We start from the raw sequence: 18,204 nt of genomic DNA on the forward strand, positions 1-18,204 counted from the left end.
AGGCGGCGCCGGCACCGGAAACGCGGGAGTCGCCGGTGCGGGCGGGTGCGGGGGTGTTCCGTCGCCGCGGGCGCAGGTCCTGGTCACGGTCCCGGTGATGGCTTTGCTCGGGGTCACGGAGGAACCGGCCATGCTGGACGGGTACGGGCCGGTCCCGCCCTCGATGGCCCGCCGGCTGGTCGCCGACGGCGCCAATTCGTTCCACCGGGTCCTGGTCGACCCCCGCGACGGGGCGCCGCTGGAGATCGGGCGTACCAGTTACCGGGTCACGAAGGCGATGCGGCAGTGGCTGCGGCTGCGCGACGGCAAGTGCCCGTTCCCGGGCTGTAATAACCCGTCGTTGGATAACGAGGCCGATCACCTGCTGGCCTGGGCCGACGGCGGCGGGACCGGGGTGGCGAATCTGGCCCAGCCCTGCCCGAAACACCACCGGCTCAAACACAACTCCACCTGGACACCCGCCGCCGCCACCAGGGAGCACCCGCCGGGCTGGACCTCACCGGCCGGACGCCACTACGCCAGCGAACACCCCGACTGGGAACCACCCCGCTGGCCCGAAAATCTCCTGTGCGCAGATCCATTCCCGGACCCCGGCCCGGACCCCGACGCCGCCCTGCCCCCGGACCCCTTCCCCGAATGGCACCACTACCCTGCCGAGGCCCGCAGTGGCGGTGGTGGTTACTTGGCGCAGGCGTCCTGAAGAGCCTTAATCGACTCAGCCGGAACCTGGTCGCCGGAGTTGGCGATCTGGCGCAGCGGGGTGGTGATTTCAGCCGGGGCGCCCGCAGTTTCCGCGCTGGCGGCAAGACCGCCCAGCAGCTCCTTGTCCTTGGCGCTGACCAGGCCGTTCTTCACGATGGCGCATGCCTGCTTCTTCACCTCACTGACGGCCGCCGTGGCAGCCTGTGACGCGCCGTCACTGACGGCCTTATTGGCTGCGTCCTGCACTTGGCCGCAGCCGGTCAGGGCGATCAGGAGGGCGGCAGGGGCAAAGGCGGCGAGGCGTCGTTTCATCCATCCAGCCTAGAGCCTGCCCGCGGCCGGAGATTCGGCGAAAAAGGGGAAACGCGAGGCGTAGCCGTGCGGCGCCGCCGCGCATAGGCTCGGTTAGTGGACATCGTCGAGTTTTTGACTGCTCGGATAAAGGAAGACGAAGCTGCCGCGCTGAAGCTGCTCGGCGACCCCACGCTGGCCGTGTCCGGCGAGTGGTACGAACGCCGCCTGCTTCGCGAATGCGAGGCTAAACGCCAGCTCATCGGCATCATCGAATCAGCCCGTCAGTCCGTCCTGGCCACGCTGGTCAGCCTGGAGCCTGCCGACGCCGGCTGGGTTCCGGATGTCATTGAGTGGACCACCCTGTCCTTGAACACCCTGGCCCTGCCGTATGCCGACCATCCTGAGTTCCAGGCCCGCTGGCGTCCGCCCGGGTAGGGCCGCCCGGCGCGCGTGCCCGGACGCAAGGACATATGACACCGGAAACCTGCAGGAAATCTGCCCGGCCTACGCTGGTCACACCGCAGCATCCGCAGTCCGCCAGCCGGTCCGGTCCTTGAAGGGATTCCGTCATGCACTTATTGCCCCGTGAGCAGGAAAAGCTCATGATCGTCGTCGCAGCGGACCTCGCCCGCCGCCGCCAGGCGCGCGGACTGAAGCTGAATTTCCCCGAGGCCGTGGCCGTGATCAGTTACGAACTGATTGAGGGCGCCCGGGACGGCCGGAGCGTGGCGGAGCTCATGAGCTACGGAACCACCCTCCTTGGCCGCGATGACGTCATGGAAGGCGTGCCGGAGATGATCCACGACGTCCAGGTCGAGGCCACTTTCCCGGACGGCACCAAGCTCGTCACCGTCCACGATCCCATCCGCTAGGAGGAGCCCACATGATTCCGGGAGAATACGTCCTCAGCGCCGCGCCGCTGGTGATCAACGCCGGCCGCGAGGCGGTGGAAGTCGCCGTGACCAACACCGGCGACCGGCCCGTCCAGGTGGGCTCGCATTTCCACTTCGCCGAGGCGAACGCCGCCCTGCGGTTCGACCGGCAGGCCGCCTACGGCCGGCGGCTGGATATTCCGGCCGGCACCGCGGCTCGGTTCGAACCGGGGGACAGCAGGACGGTCCGGCTGATCGAACTGACGGGAAACCGTGAGGTGTACGGCCTCAGCAATGCAGTGAACGGCAAACTCCGCGATGCGGGACGCCACGATTCCGAACTCGACGCATCCGGACAGGCAGGGGATCAATAGTGAGTTTCGAGCTCTCCCGACGGCAGTACGCAGACCTCTACGGCCCGACGACGGGCGACGCCATCCGCCTCGCGGACACCGAACTGTTCCTCGAAATCGAAAAAGACCTCACCGTTTACGGCGAGGAGGTGGTGTTCGGCGGCGGCAAGGTCATCCGCGACGGCATGGGCCAGAACGGCCAGATGACCCGGGACGGGAGCGACTCCGCCGAAGACATCCCGGACACCGTAATCACCAACGTCGTGGTGCTGGACTACACCGGCATCTACAAGGCCGACGTCGCACTCCGGGACGGGCACATCTTCCGGATCGGCAAGGCCGGCAACCCGCAAATCACCGACGGTGTCGACATCGTGATCGGCGCCAGCACGGAGATCATTGCCGGTGAGCGGAAAATCCTGACCGCCGGCGGGGTGGATTCCCACATCCACTTCATTTCCCCGGACCAGGTGGCCACCGCCCTGTGCAGCGGCGTGACCACGCTGGTGGGCGGCGGCACCGGGCCGGCCGAGGGCACCAAGGCCACCACCGTCACGCCCGGGAAATGGCACATCCAGCGCATGCTGCAGGCCGCCGAAGGGTTCCCCATCAACATCGGCCTGTTCGGCAAGGGGCACGCGTCCGCCGTCGAACCCCTGGCCGAGCAGATCCGCGCCGGCGCGATCGGACTGAAAGTCCACGAAGACTGGGGTTCCACGACCTCCTCCATCGACACCTCGCTGCAGGTCGCGGACCAGTACGACGTCCAGGTGGCCATCCACACCGACACGCTGAACGAGTGCGGCTTCGTGGAGGACACTGTCCGGGCCATCAACGGCCGCGTGATCCACACCTTCCACACCGAGGGCGCCGGCGGCGGCCACGCCCCGGACATCATCAAGATCGCCGGGCTGCCCAACGTCCTGCCGGCCTCCACGAACCCGACACTGCCCTACACGCGCAACACCATCGAAGAGCATCTGGACATGCTCATGGTGTGCCACCACCTGAACCCGGACATCCCGGAAGACGTGGCGTTCGCCGACTCCCGGATCCGCGCCGAAACCATCGCCGCCGAGGACGTCCTGCAGGACCTGGGGATCTTCGCCATCACGTCCTCGGATTCCCAGGCCATGGGCCGGGTGGGCGAGGTCATCACCCGCACCTGGCAGGTGGCGGACAAGATGAAGAAGCAGCGCGGCGTGCTCAAGGACCCGCAGCTGGACAGCACCGGCGGCGCCGGCGGCGAGGCATCCGGCAAGGACGCGGAGAGCGACAACTTCCGGCTAAAGCGCTACGTGGCGAAGTACACCATCAACCCGGCCATCGCCCAAGGCATGGCCGACTCCATCGGTTCGGTGGAGGTCGGCAAGTTCGCTGACCTGGTGCTGTGGGACCCGGCGTTCTTCGGGGTCAAGCCGGAGCTGGTGCTCAAGGGCGGCCAGATCGCCTACGCCCTGATGGGGGACGCCAACGCCTCCATCCCGACGCCGCAGCCGCGTACGATGCGGCCCATGTTCGCCGCGTACGGCAAGGCGGTGCAGCAGTCCTCGATCACGTTTCTGTCCCAGGCCGCCATCGACGCCGGGGTCCCGGCCGAACTCGGGCTGCAGAAGGTCATCCGGCCGGTGTCCGGCATCCGCAACCTCACGAAGACGGACCTGAAGCACAACGGTGCCACCCCGCAGATCGAGGTGGACCCGGAAACGTACCAGGTCACGGTCGACGGCGAGGACGTCACCTGCGAACCGTCGGACGTCCTGCCCATGGCGCAGCGCTACTTCCTTTTCTGACCTCCGGAGGAGACCACCATGATCATTGAAAAGGTCCTCGGCAACACCCACGACCTTCCCCCCGGACCGGACCCGTACGCCGGGCTGCACAAGGAAAAAGTCATCCTGCCCAGCGCCCAGCTGGTCAAACGCATCCAGCGCGTCACCACCGACCACGGCAAGGAACTCGGCATCCGGCTTCCCTCCGGTTCCGGGGACCTGCGCGACGGCGACATCCTGCACGTGGCCGGGAGCAACATGATCGTGGTGTCGGTGCTGCCCACCGACGTCCTGGTGATCGCCCCGCGCTCCATCTACGAGATGGGCGTGGCGGCGCACTCCCTGGGCAACCGCCACCTGCAGGCCCAGTTCTTCGACGCCTCATCCGAATACGGGGCCGAGGTGATGGTTTGCCAGTACGACCACACCGTGGAGGACTACCTCAAACACGTCGGCGTGCCCTACGACCGCCAGGAACGCGTCATGCCTGTCCCCTTCCGCCATGCCGAACACAGCCACTAGGTCCGCGTCCTACCAGCTCGCGCTGCAGCAGCTGTGCGACTCGGCGCTGCCCACCGGGGCGTTTGCCCACTCGCTGGGCTTTGAGACCTACATTGAGCGCGGACTGGTGCGGGATGAGGAATCGTTCGGAGTGTGGCTGGCAGCCTTCATCTCACAGCAACTGACCTACTCGGATGCGCTGGCCATCAGGTTCCTCTACGAGGACGTGCCGGCGGCCGAACTGGATGCGCTGCTGACCGCCCAGCTGCTCCCGCGGCAGGTGCGCGAGGCCAGCACCAAGATGGGCGGCCGGCTGCTGGAGATTGGGGCCGGGATTTTTCCGTCGCGCGAGCTGGACGAGTACCGGGAACTGGTGGGTTCCGGACGCGCCGCCGGGCACCAGCCGCTGGCGTTCGCGGTGATCGCCCGGTCCCTGGGCGTGCCGCTGGCCGAGGCCCTCGCCGCCTACCTGTTTGCCACGGTCACGTCGCTGACCCAGAACGCCGTCCGTGCCATCCCCCTGGGGCAGAACGCCGGCCAGCGGATCCTGCGGAAGGCGGCCGACGGCGTCGCTGCCGCCGCCGAACGGGCCGGCCGCCTGACGTCGGACGACTTCGGGGCCGTGAGCCCCGGACTCGAAGTCTCCCAGATGCGGCACGAACGCCAGCGCGCCCGCATGTTCATGAGCTAGACCTCTTGCCCGAGCCAACCGACAACACGAAATATGTCTGGAGAAGAATATGTCTGAGCCCATCAAGATCGGTATCGGCGGCCCGGTGGGTGCCGGCAAGACCCAGCTCGTGGAGCGCCTCACCCGCCACATGAGCCGGGACATCTCCATGGCGGCCATCACCAACGACATCTACACAATCGAGGACGCCAAGATCCTCGCCGCCAACGGCATCCTCCCCGTCGACCGGATCATCGGCGTCGAAACCGGCGGCTGCCCGCACACGGCCATCCGCGAGGACACCTCCATGAACACGGCGGCGATCGAGGAGCTGAAGAAGCGGCACCCGGACCTGCAGGTAATTTTCGTGGAGTCCGGCGGCGACAACCTCTCCGCGACGTTCAGCCCCGAACTGGTGGATTTCTCGATCTACATCATCGATGTCGCCCAGGGCGAGAAGATCCCGCGCAAGGCCGGCCAGGGCATGATCAAGTCCGACTTCTTCATCATCAACAAGACCGACCTCGCGCCGCACGTGGGCGCTGACCTCGCGGTCATGGAGCGGGATTCCAAGGAATTCCGGGGCGAGAAACCGTTCTGCTTCACCAACCTCAAGACCGACGAAGGGCTGGAGCACGTCATCGAATGGGTGCGGCACGAGGTCCTGATGCTCGACCTCGCCTCATGAGCACGACGGCGGCGCTCGGCTTCGCCGCCTCAGCGGTTAAGTCGCCGATGGGGGAGCTCGAACTCGTCATCTCTGACCGTGCGGGAAAGTCGGTGGCGACGCACCAGTTCCATCGGGGGGCATTGCGGGTGTTGCGGCCGCATTATCTGGATGACTCGGGGCAGGTTTGTTATGTGCTCGTGAATCCGGGCGGCGCTTATCTGGGGGCTGACCTCTACCTGATTGACGTGGAGGTGGCGGACGGGGCGGAGTTGCTGCTGGCGACGCAGTCGGCCACCAAGATCTACCGGACTCCTGGGTCCTTCGCCGAGCAGCGGATGCGGCTGCGCCTGGGCGAGGGGGCGCGGCTGGAGCTCGCGCCGGACCAGGTGATCGCCTACCGGGAGGCCAGTTACCGGCAGAACACGCACGTGACGCTGCGGCCGTCGTCGAGCCTCGTCATGGCCGAAGTCGTCACCCCGGGGTGGTCCCCGGATGGGGCATCATTCCGGTATGAGGAACTGCGGCTGCGGACGGAGATCCGGGTGGAGTCCGGGGATTCCGGCGGGGGAGCGGGCGGGCTGCTGGGCCTGGACAACGTGCTCATCCGGCCGTCCCTGGACGATGTCACGGGCATGGGGTTCATGGAGGGTTTCAGCCATCTGGGGTCGCTGATCGTCGTCGACCAACGGGTGAACCAGGAGCTCGCCGACGACCTGCACGAGCTTACCCGTGGCTATGACGCGTACGCCGGTATTTCGCTGACCCCTTCTCTTGACGGGACCACCGGGCTTATCCTGCGGTCGTTGTCGAACAGCACCGAAGAACTGAATCATTTGTTGGGAGCCTGCGCCGGTGTCCTTCGCGAACGCTGGTACGGGCAGGGGCCCCTGAACCTGAGGAAGTACTGATGACGACACTGGCCGGGGTCGCCGGCATGTACCGGGCGCGGGAGACGCTGTCCCTGCGCACCCGGCTGCTGTTCACCTTCGGTGCGGTGGCCGCCTTGCACCTTGCCGCCGTCGTCCTCCTGGTTTCCGGCGCGGCCGGCGGAGGACAGCCGCTGGGGATCGGACTGGTCCTGACGGCCTACCTGGCCGGGGTGAAACACAGCTACGACTGGGACCACCTCGCCGCGATCGACAACTCCACCCGGAAATTCGCCGCCGAGCACCGCCATCCCGTGAGCGTGGGCTTCGCGTTCAGCCTGGGGCACAGTTCCGTGGTGGTCCTTGCCGGGGTGCTCGTCGTGGCGGGAGCCTCGCTGGTGGGCAGCTTCATGGACGAGGGGACGTCCGGGAACCTGGTGCTGGGGCTGATCGGCAGCGGGGTGTCGGGGCTGTTCCTGCTGGCCATGGGCACCTTCAACGGTTCGGCGTTCCTCCGGACCCTCAAGGCCTACCGCGGCGCCAGGAACGGCGCCGCGGTCGCTTCCGAGGACCTCGCCGCCGAGGGCTTCGTGGCCAAGCTGCTCACGCGTCCGCTGGCCCGGGTCCGGCATCCGCGGAACATCTACGTGATCGGTTTCCTCTTCGGCCTGGGATTCGACACCGCCACCACGATCGGGCTGCTGGTCATGGCGACAGCGGCGTCCATGGCCGGAGTTTCCCCGCTCGCCCTCGTGGCGCTTCCCCTGGCCTTCACCGCGGCCATGACCCTGTGCGACACCGTCAACGGCGTGGGCATGATGCGAATGTACCGCTCGGCCCTGACCGACCCGCGGCGCAAACTCTGCTTCAACGCGGCGATCACGGGAATCTCCGCGGTCTCCGCCCTCTTCATCGCGGTCATCACCCTCGCCGGAGCCGTCCACGAAGTGTTTGGCCTGAAGGACCCGCTGACCACCTGGTTCGCGTCCGTGGACCTGGGCGACGCCGGGCTGCTGCTGGTGGCGCTGCTGCTGTCGGTCTGGGCCGGTTTCTGGGCCGTGGCTGCGCTGCACGGGCGGGCCGCCGAGCGCGCGCGCCGCAGGCGCTGATCCCAGGAGCTGATCACAGCCGCCGGGCCCCCTTGGCCGGCAGCACCGTGAAGATGTCCGGTGCCCGTAGCCCTCGGGCAGCGAACGCGGCAAGCACCGCGGACCGGGCCCGGTCGACGTCGTCCGCCGGAACCAGGGCGATGGCCGAGCCGCCAAAGCCGCCGCCCGTCATCCGGGCGCCGATCGCCCCGCTGGCGCGGGCCGTGTCCACGGCCAGATTCAGTTCCGGGCAGGAGATCTCGAAGTCGTCCCGCATGGAGCGGTGGCTGGCGTCCAGCAGTTCCCCGATGGCCAGGGGCCCGTGCGTTCCGAGCAGTTCCGCGGTCCGGGCCACCCGCTCGTTTTCGGTGACGATGTGCCGGACCCGGCGGAAGGTCACGTCATCGAGGGCCCGCCTGGCCCGGGGGAGGTCTGCGGCCTCGAGGTCGCGCAGGGCTGCGACGCCCATGCCCTGCGCGCCCCGGACGCACGAGGCCCGGCGGTCGGCGTAGCCGCCGCTGGCGTGGGCGTGCGAGACCTTCGTGTCGATGACCAGGCAGCGGAGGCCGGAGTCCTCCAGCCCGAGCGGCACCGGGCGGGAGGTGAGGTCGCGGCAGTCCAGGTAGACGGCGCAGTCCCTGGTGCCCAGCATCGAGGCCGACTGGTCCATGATCCCGGTGGGCGCGCCGACCACATTGTTTTCGGCACGCCGGCCGATGTCCGCGAGGTCGGCGCGGCCCAGCCCGGCGCCGGTGAGATCGGACAGCGCCAGGGCGACAGCGCATTCCAAGGCAGCCGAGGACGACAGCCCGGCCCCGACCGGAACCTCGGAGGTCACGAACAGGTCAAAGCCCGGAACTGCAACGCCGGCGCGTTCCAGTTCCCAGGCCACGCCGGCCGGATACGCGGACCAGCCGGCCGCCTGCTCCGGCGCGAATGCGTCGAGGTCGAACCCGGCCGGTTCCGCGCCCGGAAACCCGGAGGCCATCCGGACCGTCCTGTCCGCCCGGGCCGCCACGGCCACGGTGGTGGCGCGGTCGATGGCGAACGGGAGGACAAGGCCGTCGTTGTAGTCCGTGTGCTCGCCGATCAGGTTGACGCGCCCCGGCGCCTGCCACACGCCGTCGGGGTCGCGGCCGAAATGCCCGGCAAAGGCACGGGCCAGCGCTGTCCCCACAGTGGCTGACGTGCTCATGAAAGCGCTCCCGTCCCGACGCCGCGGAGCCGCGCCGCGACCTCTTCGGGGGTGGTGTCGTTGATGAAGGCGCCCATGGCGGCCTCGGAACCGGCCAGGAACTTCAGCTTGTCCGCGGCACGCCGCGGCGAGGTCAGCTGCAGGTGCAGGTACCCGGAGCGGCGCAGCACCGGGTCCAGCGGGGCCTGGTGCCAGGCGCTGATGTACGGGGTGGGGCTGCCATAGAGGCGGTCAAAGCGGCCCAGCAGCTCCGGGTACAGGACCGAGAGTTCGTCCCGCTCGGCGCCCGTCAGCGCTGCAAGGTCCGGGACCTGGCGGTGCGGGACCAGGTGGACTTCCAGCGGCCAGCGCGCGGCGAACGGCACGTAGGCGCTGAAGAATTCCCCTTCGAGGACCATCCGGGCGCCGTCGGACCGTTCATTGGCCAAGATGCTGCCGGTCAGGGTCGCGGTTCCGTCCGCGTCCTCGTGGAACTTCCGCGCGGCCGCGGCCATCACCGCGGCCCGCGGCGTGACATAGGGGTAGGCGTAGATCTGGCCGTGCGGGTGGTGCAGGGTCACACCGATGTCCTGGCCCCGGTTTTCGAAGCAGAACACCTGCGCGACGCCGGGCAGCGCACTGAGCGCCTCGGTCCGGTGCGCCCACGCGTCGATCACGGTACGCACGCGCCGGGTACTGAGTTCGGCGAACGTCCCCGTGTGGGCGGGGGTGAAGGCCACGACCTCGCACCGGCCGCCGGCCAGCCCGCGGGTGCCCCAGCCCGGGCTGGCCGGGGCGGAGGCGAAATCGGGGCCCAGGGAGGGGAACCGGTTTTCAAACACGGCGACGTCGTAATCCGCCGCCGGGATCTCCGAGGCCCGCGCGTCCGTGCTGGGGCATAGCGGGCATTCGTCGGCCGGCGGAAGATGGGTCCTGTGCTGCCGGTGCGCGGCGACCGCCACCCATTCCCCCGTCAGGGCGTCGTGCCGGATCTCGCCGGAGCGGCCACGTTCGGGAAGCTCGCGCCGGTCCCGCGAGGGGCGCTGCAGCGGATGGGAGGTGTCGTCGAAATACAGCAGTTCGCGCCCGTCGGCGAGCCGCGTGCTGGTGACCGCGGACACCGACGCCGGGGCGTCAGCGTGGCTGATGATGCTGGTCATGGGGTTCCTTCAGGGATCTGGGGGCCGGTCAGACGGCCTGGACGTGCAGCAGGAGGGCATGCTCCGGGTTCAGTGCCGGCAGGGGCAGCCCGACGTGTTCGAGGAAGGCGCCGGAGACAACGGCCCCGTCCTCCAGCCACGCCGGCGGTTTGATCTGAGTGAACGTGTGCGCGTAGTCGCCGTCGAGGGGTGTGGGCAGTTCGGCCCGGACCCGGTAGGTCCGCTTCGGGTCAAGGCCCGGGAGTGAGGCCTGCCCGGGGGCTTCCGCCGGTGCGGATGCCAGTGACACGGCCGCGAACAGTCCCTCACCGGCGTCGTGCGCCACGACACCGTGGATGCTCAGGGAGGGCTCCGCGGTGTCAGCGTTCACGCGCTTGCCGGAGTGGAGCAGCGCGCGGTGGCGCTTGTACAACGCGATCGCGCGGCGCAGCGTGGCCTGCTCCGCGTCCGTGGCTGCGCGGATGTCCCATTCCATGCCGAAGTGGCCGAAGAGTGCCGTGATGGCGCGGAACGAGATGTCGTGGGTGCGGGCCGTCGTGTGCGAGGTGGTGGGGCCGATGTGCGCGCCGACGAGTTCCGGCGGCAGGACCGCCTGGGTCCACCGCTGGATGGTCTGGCGTTCCAGGGCGTCGTTGCAGTCCGAGGCCCAGACCCGGTCCGTGCGCTGCAGGATGCCCAGGTCCACGCGTCCCCCGCCGGAGGAGCAGCTTTCGATCTCCACGTCCGGGTGTGCCGCCTTGAGCGCGTCGAAGAGGCGGTAGGCGGCCAGCGTCTGTTCGTGCACGGACGGCCGGCCGCCGCTGCCGTGCTCGGTGAGGTCGCGGTTCTGGTCCCATTTCAGGTAGGCGATCTTGTTCTCGCGCAGCAGGGCGTCGAGCCGGCCGTAAATGTAGTCCCAGGCCTCCGGGTTGGCGAGGTCCAGGACATGCTGGTGGCGCCACGTGTGCGGAAGCCGGCCGCCGTCCTTGTGGGATACGGCTGAGGGGCCAACGATCCAATCCGGGTGCTCGCGGGCGACGTCGGAGTCCAAGTTGACCATCTCCGGCTCCACCCACAGGCCGAACTCCATGCCGTGGCCGGTGACCGCGTCGATCAGCGGGGTGAGGCCGTCGGGCCACACGGCCTCGTCGACGAACCAGTCGCCGAGGCCGGCGTGGTCGTCGCGGCGGCCGCGGAACCAGCCGTCGTCCAGGACGAAGCGTTCGACGCCGATCCCGGCGGCAGCGTCGGCGAGTTCCAGCAGGGGTTCGAGGCGGTGGTCGAAATACACGGCCTCCCACGTGTTGAGCACCACCGGGCGGAGCCGTCCTGAGGTGGTGTCCACGTGCTGCGGGCGGGCCCGGAACCAGTCGTAGAACGCCTCGGTGACGCCGTCCAGGCCGCGCGCGGAATAGGCGGCGAAGAGCGACGGCGTCCGGTAGCTGGCTCCGGGGGACAGCACCACTTCCCCGGAGCCGAGCAACTCCGCGGCGCCGAGCATGCGCCGGCCGGTCGTGAGGGTGTCGAAGTACTGCTCGTGGTTGCCGCTCCAGCCGAAATGCGTGGCCCAGACCTGGCCCCGGCGGTTGGAGAAGCCTGCGGTGCCGGCGGCGACCAGCAGCGAGGAATCGTGGCCGGTGCGGCCGTGCCGGCCGGTCCGGACCCAGGTGCCCTGCCGGACCGCGTGCCGCTGCGGGTGGTTTTCACGGCACCAGCGCCCGGTGAGGTCCAGGAGTTCGGTGGCGTCCCGCGGCACCGGCAGCACCGCGGCCAGTTCCTCGTGCTGGTACGCGGCCGTGCCGGTGTTGGTGAGGGTGTGCGCGAGTTCCAGGAGGCCGCCGGGGTGCAGGGTGAGTTCGGAGCTCACCTCGAGTCCGGCGTCGGCATCCCGGTGGATCACCAGGACCCCGCGGCCGCCGTCGAACACGTCGGCGGAGACCACCCGGAGGGCGGGCGAGAAGTCCCGGCCGGGGGCGCCGTCGGCGTTGCGGTGCCCGCGCAGGGCCGGCCGTCCGGCCCAGCCGGAGGAGGCCTGCGGCAGCAGCCCGGCGGGGACGGGGATGTCGAGGGCGGAGTTGGTGATCGGGCCGCGGAGGACCGCCAGCTCGGGGAGGTGCTCGCCGAGGTCGGCGCCCCAATGGACGATCTCGGCCTCGCCGGAGTCGAAGGCCAGCAGGAGGCTGGTGCCGGCAGAACGCAGGTGCACGGGGTGCATGGGATTCGCTTTCGGTAGGGCTGTGGCGGCTTGCTTGGTGGACAGGCCTATTTGTTGAAGAGGGAGTTGACCTGGTCGTTGGCCTGCGAGAGGGAGCTGGCCGGCTGCTTGCCGGAGACGACGGCGTCCATGGCCGGCTTCATGATGCCGTCCACCTTGGCCGCCTTGTCGGCGATCGGGAACAGGAAGGTGGTGTCTTCCTTGACCTGCTGGGTGAAGGGAGTGACGTCCACGCCCTTGGCCTTGAAGGCGGCTTCGGCCTTGTCGGAGGAGGTCTTGATCGCGGGGAACACCACGGCCTTGGAGGCCACGACGTCCTGGCAGGCGGCGGAGCCCAGGTATTCGGCGAACTTCACGGCGGCAGCGGGCTTCTTGGTTCCGGCCCATACGGAGTCGGCCAGGCCGTTGAACATGGAGGACCGCTTGCCGTCGGGGCCGGTCGGGGTCGGGGCGATGCCGACGTCGACGCCCTTGTAGCCGGTGTACTGGCCGATCATCCACGAGCCGTTGGCGTTGATGACGGACTTCCCGGCGGCGAAGGTGTCCGCCATGCTGGCTCCGACCGTGGTCTCCAGCTTGGGCATGTAGCCCTTGTCCGCGAGGCCGGCGAACCAGGCGATGGAGTCCTGGAACTTGGGGTCGTCGTAGTTGAAGTGCGTGCCCCACGGGTTCTTGTCCGTGTGGGTCCAGCCGGTGGTGCCGGTCAGGTAGCTCCACTCGGTCTGGCCCTGGCCGGAACCGGAGCCGGTCAGGCCCAGGCCGTAGACCGCCACCTTGGTCTTGTCGAAGCCGGGCTCGTCGCCGCGCTTGCCGTTCTTGTCTACGGTGAGGTGCGCGATCGCCTTCTCGTAGGTGCCGCCGTCCTGCGGGTTCCAGCTCAGGGACTTCATCTGGTCCTCGCTGACGCCGGCGTCGGCTGCGAGCTTCTTGTTGTAGAACAGGGAAATCGTGTCCCAGTCCTTGGGCAGGCCGTAGCGCTTGCCGTCCTCGCCGACCCACAGATCGGCCAGGCCCTTGTTGTACTGGGCGACGTCGACGTGGTCGTTCGCGACGGCGTCGTCCAAGGCCAGCAGCTGTCCGGTTTTGGCGAACTCGGGGTACTTGGCCAGGTGGTCGGTGAAGACGTCCGGGGCGGTGCCGGCGACAAAACCGTTGGTCAGCGTGCTCCAGTAGTCGTCCCAGCCGCGCTGGGTGATCTTGACCGTGATGTCCGGGTTGGCTTTGTGGAAGTCATCGGCGCACTGCTGGTAGGCCGGGAGCTGGTTGGCGTCCCAGAGCCAGTAGCTGATCTCGCCCTTGGCTTCTTCCGCCGAGGCGCCTCCGCCGCTTCCGCAGGCGGAGAGGGCGAGGACGGCGGCGGCTGCGGCGGCGATGGCGCCGGCTGCCTTCCTGCCGGTTGCTTTCGTGCTGGCTGCCGTGGTGCCGGTTGCTTTCATGTTCACGGTGGTCCTTTCGGGACGGGTCTTTCGGGAGGGTGTTTTAGGGGTGGGGTTACTTGATGCCGGAGAAACCGATGGAGTTGACGATCTTCTTGCCGAACGCGATGAAGAGCAGCAGGACGGGCAGGGCGGAGACGAGGGTGGCGGCCATGAGGCCGGACCAGTCGGGTGCGCCCTGGGGTGACTGGGACTTGAAGACCCCCAGCCCGACCGTGAGCACCCGGACGTTTTCCTGGTTGCCGACCAGCAGGGGCCAGAAGTATTCGTTCCACTGCCCGATAAAGGTCAGCAGCGCGAGGGTGGCGATCGGCGCAGCGGCGTTGGGCAGGACAATTTGGAAGAAGATGCGCAGGTGCCTGGCGCCGTCGAGCATGGCGGCCTCTTCCACTTCGCGGGACATGTTCAGGAAGAACTGCCGCAGGAAGAAGATCGCGAACGGTGTCATGAAGAGGTAGGGGAGCACCATGCCGAGCAGGGTGTTCAGCAGGCCGAGGTTCTTGATGAGCAGGAAGTTCGGCAGCGCGGTGAAGATCGGCGGGACCATCATGGTGGCCAGGAAGAGGCTGAACACGGCGTTCCGGCCGCGCCAGCGCAGGCGGGAGAAGGCATAGGCGGCCATGGCGCTGAAGAAGACGGCGCCGGCAGTGGTGATCCCGGCGAACAGGACGGTGTTGCGGAGGTAGATCCAGAAGTCGATCTTGGCCCCGGAACCGCCCTCCGCCATGGCTTCCTGGGCGGTCTGGAGGCCGAAGACCCGCTTGTAGGCGCCGAGGTTGAAGTCGGCCGGCAGCAGGTTGGAGGCGTTGGACGCCAGGGCGCTGTTGGAGGACAGCGACGTGCGCAGCACCCAGTAGAAGGGCAGTACCGAGACCGCGACGGCGAGGATCACCAGGACCCAGGCTCCCGCGCGGCGCCAGTTGAAGGGGCGGCGGCGTTTGCTGCCGCCGGACGATTTGAAGCGGCTGCTCCGGGTGGCTGAAGTGGCAGTAGTCATGCTGGGACTCCTTAGTCCAGGTCCGACTCGTTGCCCTTGAGGAACTTCATCTGGATGAAGGCGACCAGGGCGAGGATGACGAAGAGGATGACAGCGAGGGCGGAGCCGTAACCGAAGTCGGACTCCGTGAACGCACGCTGGTAGATGTAGAACTGCAGGACGCGGCTGGCGTTGATGGGGCCACCCTGCGTGGTGACGGCGACGGTGTCGAAGACCTGGAACGAGCCGATGACGGTGACGATCAGGACCAGGACGATCACGGGCCGGAGCAGCGGCATGGTGATCTTCCGGAAGGTCTGGAAGGGTGAGGCGCCGTCCAGGTTGGCCACCTCATACACGTGCTGCGGGATGGCCTGGAGGCCGGCGAAAATCAGCAGGGCCGTGTAGCCCATGTGCCGCCACGTGTTGATCAGGGCCTGGGTGGGGATGGCCCATTCCTCGCTGCCGAAGAAGGCGACGCGGGGCAGGCCGAGGGCGTCGATGATGTTGTTCACGATGCCGATCTGGTAGTCCAGCAGCCAGAACCACAGGAGCGCGGCGATCACATTGGCCATCAGGTACGGCAGCAGCAGGCTGCCGCGGATGAAGGTCGACTTGGCGACCCGGTGCATCAGCAGGGCCAGACCGAGGGCCAGGACCGTCTGCAGCACGATGTTGATCAGGACGTACTGGGTGGTGACGCCCAGCGCGTTCCAGAACAGCGGATCCTTGGCGATCGCCGCGTAGTTGGCGCCGCCGACCCACTTGGGTGTGCCGAGGATGTTGTATTCGGTGAAGCTCAGGTAGATGCCGCGGATGGTCGGCACCAGGTAGAACACCACGAGGCCGAGCATGGCCGGGGCGATGAAAAGCAGGGCGACCTTGAGGTCACTCCGGGGTCGGCGCCGCGGCCGGGGGGCAGCAGTGCCGTGTCCCGGGCCGGTCGCCTTGCGGGCCGGTGCGGCTCCGCGGGCAGTTGTGGTGGTCATTGGGGTTCCTCCGCAGTTACGTGGATGCTGTGACGTGGATTACAACTGGCTTAAGAATCTACACGAGTAACTTTTCAATGCGCAATAGTTTCTTTTGTGTTTCAGGGCTGGAACTTTTCGCTCACTCGCAGCTATTGACTCGAGTAGAAACTGATGTGAAACTTGCGTGCATGACATTCTCACTAGGCATCGTCGGCGCCGGACAGTTCGCGGGCGCCTTCGCCAAGCTCTTTGACGCCCACCCCGCGATTTCAGAAGTCCACGTCACCGACGTCCTGCCGGAACGGGCCGAGTCCCTCCGGGAACGGCTCGGCCTGGCGGGCACGTATCCCAGCTTCGAGGCCATGCTCGCCAGCGACCTCGACGCCGTCGCGATTTTCACCCAGCGCTGGACGCACGGCCCGCTGGTGCTGCAGGCGCTCAGGGCCGGCAAGCATGTCTATTCGGCGGTGCCGATGGCCATCAGCGAGGACGAGATCGCCCGGATCATCGAGGCGGTCCGGGAGACCGGCCTGACGTACATGATGGGTGAGACCAGCTACTACAACCCCGCCACCGTTTACGCCCGCAAGCGCCGGGCCGAAGGCGCATTCGGCCGCATCTTCTACGCAGAGGGTGACTACGTCCATGACATGGATCTCGGCTTTTACGAGGCCTACCAGTACAGCGGCGGGGATGACTGGAAGCGCACCGCCAGCTACCCGCCCATGCTCTACCCCACCCATTCCACCGGCGGGGTGCTGGGCGCCATCGGCGGCCACGCCGTCAGCGTCAGCTGCATCGGCGTCACCGACGACCGCGGCGACGGCGTCTTCGACAAGGACGTCAGCATGTTCGGCAACGATTTCTCCAACGCCACCGCGCTGTTCGAGCTTTCCACCGGCGGGTCCATGCGCATCAACGAGATGCGCCGCGTCGGCTACCCCTCCCACCTGCGCGAAAGCCGGTTCCGGTACTTCGGCACCGAAGCCAGCTTCGAGCAGCTGGCCCTGGTCAGTGTCTGGCAGGACAAGGACTCCGTGACCGACGTCAGTGCCGAACTGGCCACCCGTGCCACGCTCGACGCCGACGATCCGGCCCTGGCCGACGTCGCACCGGCCCTGCGGGACGCCTTTACCTCCGGCATGGCCCCCGTGCACGACGCCGGCCGGCTCCCCGCCGAGTTCCGCGGACTGCACAACGGCCACGAGGGCAGCCACCACTTCCTCGTGGACGACTTCGCCACCGCCGTCGACACCGGAACGCTGCCGCCCGTCAACGCCTGGGAAGCCGCCCGCTACACCCTGCCGGGCATCGTGGCGCACCGGTCCGCGCTCCGCGGCGGGGAACGGCTGCCGGTGCCGGACCACGGCGACGCCCCGGCCGCGCTGGCCGCCTCGGCTCCCGGCCTCGACGGAGCCGGTGGGGAGGGGTCCGCCGGGGAAACCCGGCGGTAGCATGGTCACTGTGCCGCACTCGCCAGCCCCCGCCAGGCCCACGATCACCCGCAAGGACGTGGCCCGGCTGGCCGGCGTCAGCACCGCCGTCGTCAGCTATGTGGTGAACGACGGCCCCAAGCGGGTCTCCCCGGCAACGGCCGCGAAGGTGCGCGAGGCCATCAGTGCGCTCGGCTACCGGCCGAATGCCGCGGCGAGGGCGCTGAAGCTGGGGTCCAGTGAGATGCTCGGCATGGTGGTCCCGGACACCACCAACCCTTTCTTCGCCACCTTGGCCCGGGCCGTGGAGGAGGCAGCGGCCGCGCGCGGCTACGCGCTGCTGCTGGCCAACTCGGGCGGATCGGCGGCCAATGAGCGCCGCCAGATCAGGAACCTCGCGAGCCGCCGCGTGGACGGGGTCTTTCTCTCCAGCGTGCTGTTCGACCCCGACCTCACCGAGCTGGAGCATTCGGAGATCCCCACCGTGCTGCTCAACCACAGCACCGAGGTGCCGGGGTTCAACTCGGTGGGCGTGGAGCTGCAGGAAGGCTCCCGGCGCGCCGTCGAGCACCTGGCGGGCCACCACGGCCACCGCAACATCGCACTGGTCATGGGCATGAACGCCGGCAATGATCTCGACGGCCGCGAGGTCGGGTGGCAGCAGGGCCTGGCGGACGCCGGGCTCCCGGAAGGGCCCATCCTCCGCTGTGACTTCGACCGGCAGGGCGGCTACCGGGCCGGGCAGCGGCTGCTCGCTGCGGCCGACCGGCCCACCGCCGCTTTCGTCAGCTCCGACCTGCAGGCCGTCGGCCTGCTGCGGGCAGTGCACGAGGCCGGCCTGCGGGTTCCCGAGGACCTGGCCGTGTTCTCCTTCGACGGCTCGGCCGAGGCGGAGTACAGCTGGCCGCCGCTGAGCACGGTTGCTCAGCCGGTCAAGGGCATGGCCGAGGCCGCCGTGGCGGCCCTTGTTGACTTCGACGGCGTGTCCCCGACCCGGAACCGGACGTTCCCCGTGGACCTGGTCCTCCGGGCGTCGTGCGGCTGCGCGCCCGTGCCGGTTTCTGCGGGCTAA

Annotated in this window: 19 protein-coding genes; 12 read left to right on the forward strand and 7 right to left on the reverse strand. The window is 68.4% G+C overall.

Annotation, left to right across the window (positions count from 1 at the left end):
* Nucleotides 1-700, forward strand: a 700-nt coding sequence (locus CFN17_RS07385) for an HNH endonuclease signature motif containing protein (RefSeq protein WP_208750776.1), incomplete at its 5' end; no start/stop codon positions are given.
* Here the strand turns inward: CFN17_RS07385 and CFN17_RS07390 are convergent.
* A complete protein-coding gene (locus tag CFN17_RS07390) occupies nucleotides 679-1,014 on the reverse strand; it encodes a hypothetical protein (protein ID WP_208750777.1) in 336 nt (111 codons plus the stop codon). The genes CFN17_RS07385 and CFN17_RS07390 overlap by 22 nt on opposite strands.
* 96 nt (nucleotides 1,015-1,110) lie before the next feature.
* Here CFN17_RS07390 and CFN17_RS07395 point away from each other — a divergent pair, with 96 nt between their 5' ends.
* From CFN17_RS07395 to CFN17_RS07435, 9 genes are all read left to right on the forward strand, one after another.
* On the forward strand, nucleotides 1,111-1,431 hold the full coding sequence (locus CFN17_RS07395; RefSeq protein WP_208750778.1) for a DUF6221 family protein: 321 nt from the start codon (nucleotides 1,111-1,113) through the stop codon (nucleotides 1,429-1,431).
* A gap of 134 nt (nucleotides 1,432-1,565) precedes the next feature.
* Nucleotides 1,566-1,868, forward strand: coding sequence for an urease subunit gamma (locus CFN17_RS07400; protein ID WP_208750779.1), 303 nt, complete (start codon nucleotides 1,566-1,568; stop codon nucleotides 1,866-1,868).
* Nucleotides 1,869-1,879: 11 nt separating this feature from the next.
* Entirely contained in the window at nucleotides 1,880-2,242 is a 363-nt protein-coding gene (locus CFN17_RS07405) for an urease subunit beta (protein WP_208750780.1), read from the forward strand.
* The gene (gene ureC / locus CFN17_RS07410) at nucleotides 2,242-4,014 is read left to right on the forward strand and encodes an urease subunit alpha (protein WP_208750781.1); all 1,773 of its coding nucleotides are present in this window, start codon (nucleotides 2,242-2,244) and stop codon (nucleotides 4,012-4,014) included. The genes CFN17_RS07405 and ureC overlap by 1 nt, the downstream gene beginning before the upstream one ends.
* A gap of 18 nt (nucleotides 4,015-4,032) precedes the next feature.
* Nucleotides 4,033-4,515 (forward strand): urease accessory protein UreE, encoded by a 483-nt coding sequence (ureE, locus tag CFN17_RS07415; protein WP_208750782.1) that lies wholly within the window; start codon nucleotides 4,033-4,035, stop codon nucleotides 4,513-4,515.
* The gene (locus CFN17_RS07420; RefSeq protein ID WP_208750783.1) at nucleotides 4,496-5,185 is read left to right on the forward strand and encodes an urease accessory protein UreF; all 690 of its coding nucleotides are present in this window, start codon (nucleotides 4,496-4,498) and stop codon (nucleotides 5,183-5,185) included. The genes ureE and CFN17_RS07420 overlap by 20 nt, the downstream gene beginning before the upstream one ends.
* Nucleotides 5,186-5,234: 49 nt before the next feature.
* Complete coding sequence (gene ureG, locus CFN17_RS07425) at nucleotides 5,235-5,852, forward strand: urease accessory protein UreG (protein ID WP_208750784.1); 618 nt, start codon at nucleotides 5,235-5,237, stop codon at nucleotides 5,850-5,852.
* Nucleotides 5,849-6,742, forward strand: coding sequence for an urease accessory protein UreD (locus CFN17_RS07430; RefSeq protein WP_261792401.1), 894 nt, complete (start codon nucleotides 5,849-5,851; stop codon nucleotides 6,740-6,742). The genes ureG and CFN17_RS07430 overlap by 4 nt, the downstream gene beginning before the upstream one ends.
* Nucleotides 6,742-7,809, forward strand: coding sequence for a HoxN/HupN/NixA family nickel/cobalt transporter (locus CFN17_RS07435; RefSeq protein ID WP_208750785.1), 1,068 nt, complete (start codon nucleotides 6,742-6,744; stop codon nucleotides 7,807-7,809). The genes CFN17_RS07430 and CFN17_RS07435 overlap by 1 nt, the downstream gene beginning before the upstream one ends.
* A gap of 13 nt (nucleotides 7,810-7,822) precedes the next feature.
* On the opposite strand, the gene galK is transcribed toward CFN17_RS07435, so the two are convergent.
* The 6 genes from galK to CFN17_RS07465 are packed head-to-tail and all read right to left on the reverse strand — an operon-like array spanning nucleotide 7,823 to nucleotide 15,717.
* On the reverse strand, nucleotides 7,823-8,983 hold the full coding sequence (gene galK, locus CFN17_RS07440; protein WP_208750786.1) for a galactokinase: 1,161 nt from the start codon (nucleotides 8,981-8,983) through the stop codon (nucleotides 7,823-7,825).
* The gene (gene galT, locus CFN17_RS07445; protein WP_261792402.1) at nucleotides 8,980-10,122 is read right to left on the reverse strand and encodes a galactose-1-phosphate uridylyltransferase; all 1,143 of its coding nucleotides are present in this window, start codon (nucleotides 10,120-10,122) and stop codon (nucleotides 8,980-8,982) included. Before galT ends, galK begins: the two co-directional genes overlap by 4 nt.
* A 28-nt stretch (nucleotides 10,123-10,150) precedes the next feature.
* On the reverse strand, nucleotides 10,151-12,316 hold the full coding sequence (locus CFN17_RS07450; RefSeq protein WP_208750787.1) for an alpha-galactosidase: 2,166 nt from the start codon (nucleotides 12,314-12,316) through the stop codon (nucleotides 10,151-10,153).
* A gap of 47 nt (nucleotides 12,317-12,363) precedes the next feature.
* Nucleotides 12,364-13,752, reverse strand: coding sequence for a sugar ABC transporter substrate-binding protein (locus CFN17_RS07455; protein ID WP_208751391.1), 1,389 nt, complete (start codon nucleotides 13,750-13,752; stop codon nucleotides 12,364-12,366).
* 55 nt (nucleotides 13,753-13,807) lie between these two features.
* A complete protein-coding gene (locus CFN17_RS07460) occupies nucleotides 13,808-14,749 on the reverse strand; it encodes a carbohydrate ABC transporter permease (protein ID WP_208750788.1) in 942 nt (313 codons plus the stop codon).
* Nucleotides 14,750-14,760: 11 nt separating this feature from the next.
* Nucleotides 14,761-15,717, reverse strand: coding sequence for a carbohydrate ABC transporter permease (locus tag CFN17_RS07465; protein ID WP_208750789.1), 957 nt, complete (start codon nucleotides 15,715-15,717; stop codon nucleotides 14,761-14,763).
* A gap of 170 nt (nucleotides 15,718-15,887) precedes the next feature.
* On the opposite strand from CFN17_RS07465, the gene CFN17_RS07470 reads away from it, so the two are divergent.
* Both CFN17_RS07470 and CFN17_RS07475 read left to right on the forward strand, forming a co-directional pair.
* Nucleotides 15,888-17,153 carry a Gfo/Idh/MocA family protein gene (locus CFN17_RS07470; protein ID WP_261792403.1) on the forward strand — a complete coding sequence of 422 codons (1,266 nt, stop codon included), beginning with the start codon at nucleotides 15,888-15,890 and terminating at the stop codon, nucleotides 17,151-17,153.
* Nucleotide 17,154: 1 nt separating this feature from the next.
* The gene (locus CFN17_RS07475) at nucleotides 17,155-18,204 is read left to right on the forward strand and encodes a LacI family DNA-binding transcriptional regulator (RefSeq protein WP_208750790.1); all 1,050 of its coding nucleotides are present in this window, start codon (nucleotides 17,155-17,157) and stop codon (nucleotides 18,202-18,204) included.

It is taken from the genome of Arthrobacter sp. PM3, from assembly GCF_003352915.1.
Taxonomy (GTDB): Bacteria; Actinomycetota; Actinomycetes; order Actinomycetales; family Micrococcaceae; genus Arthrobacter.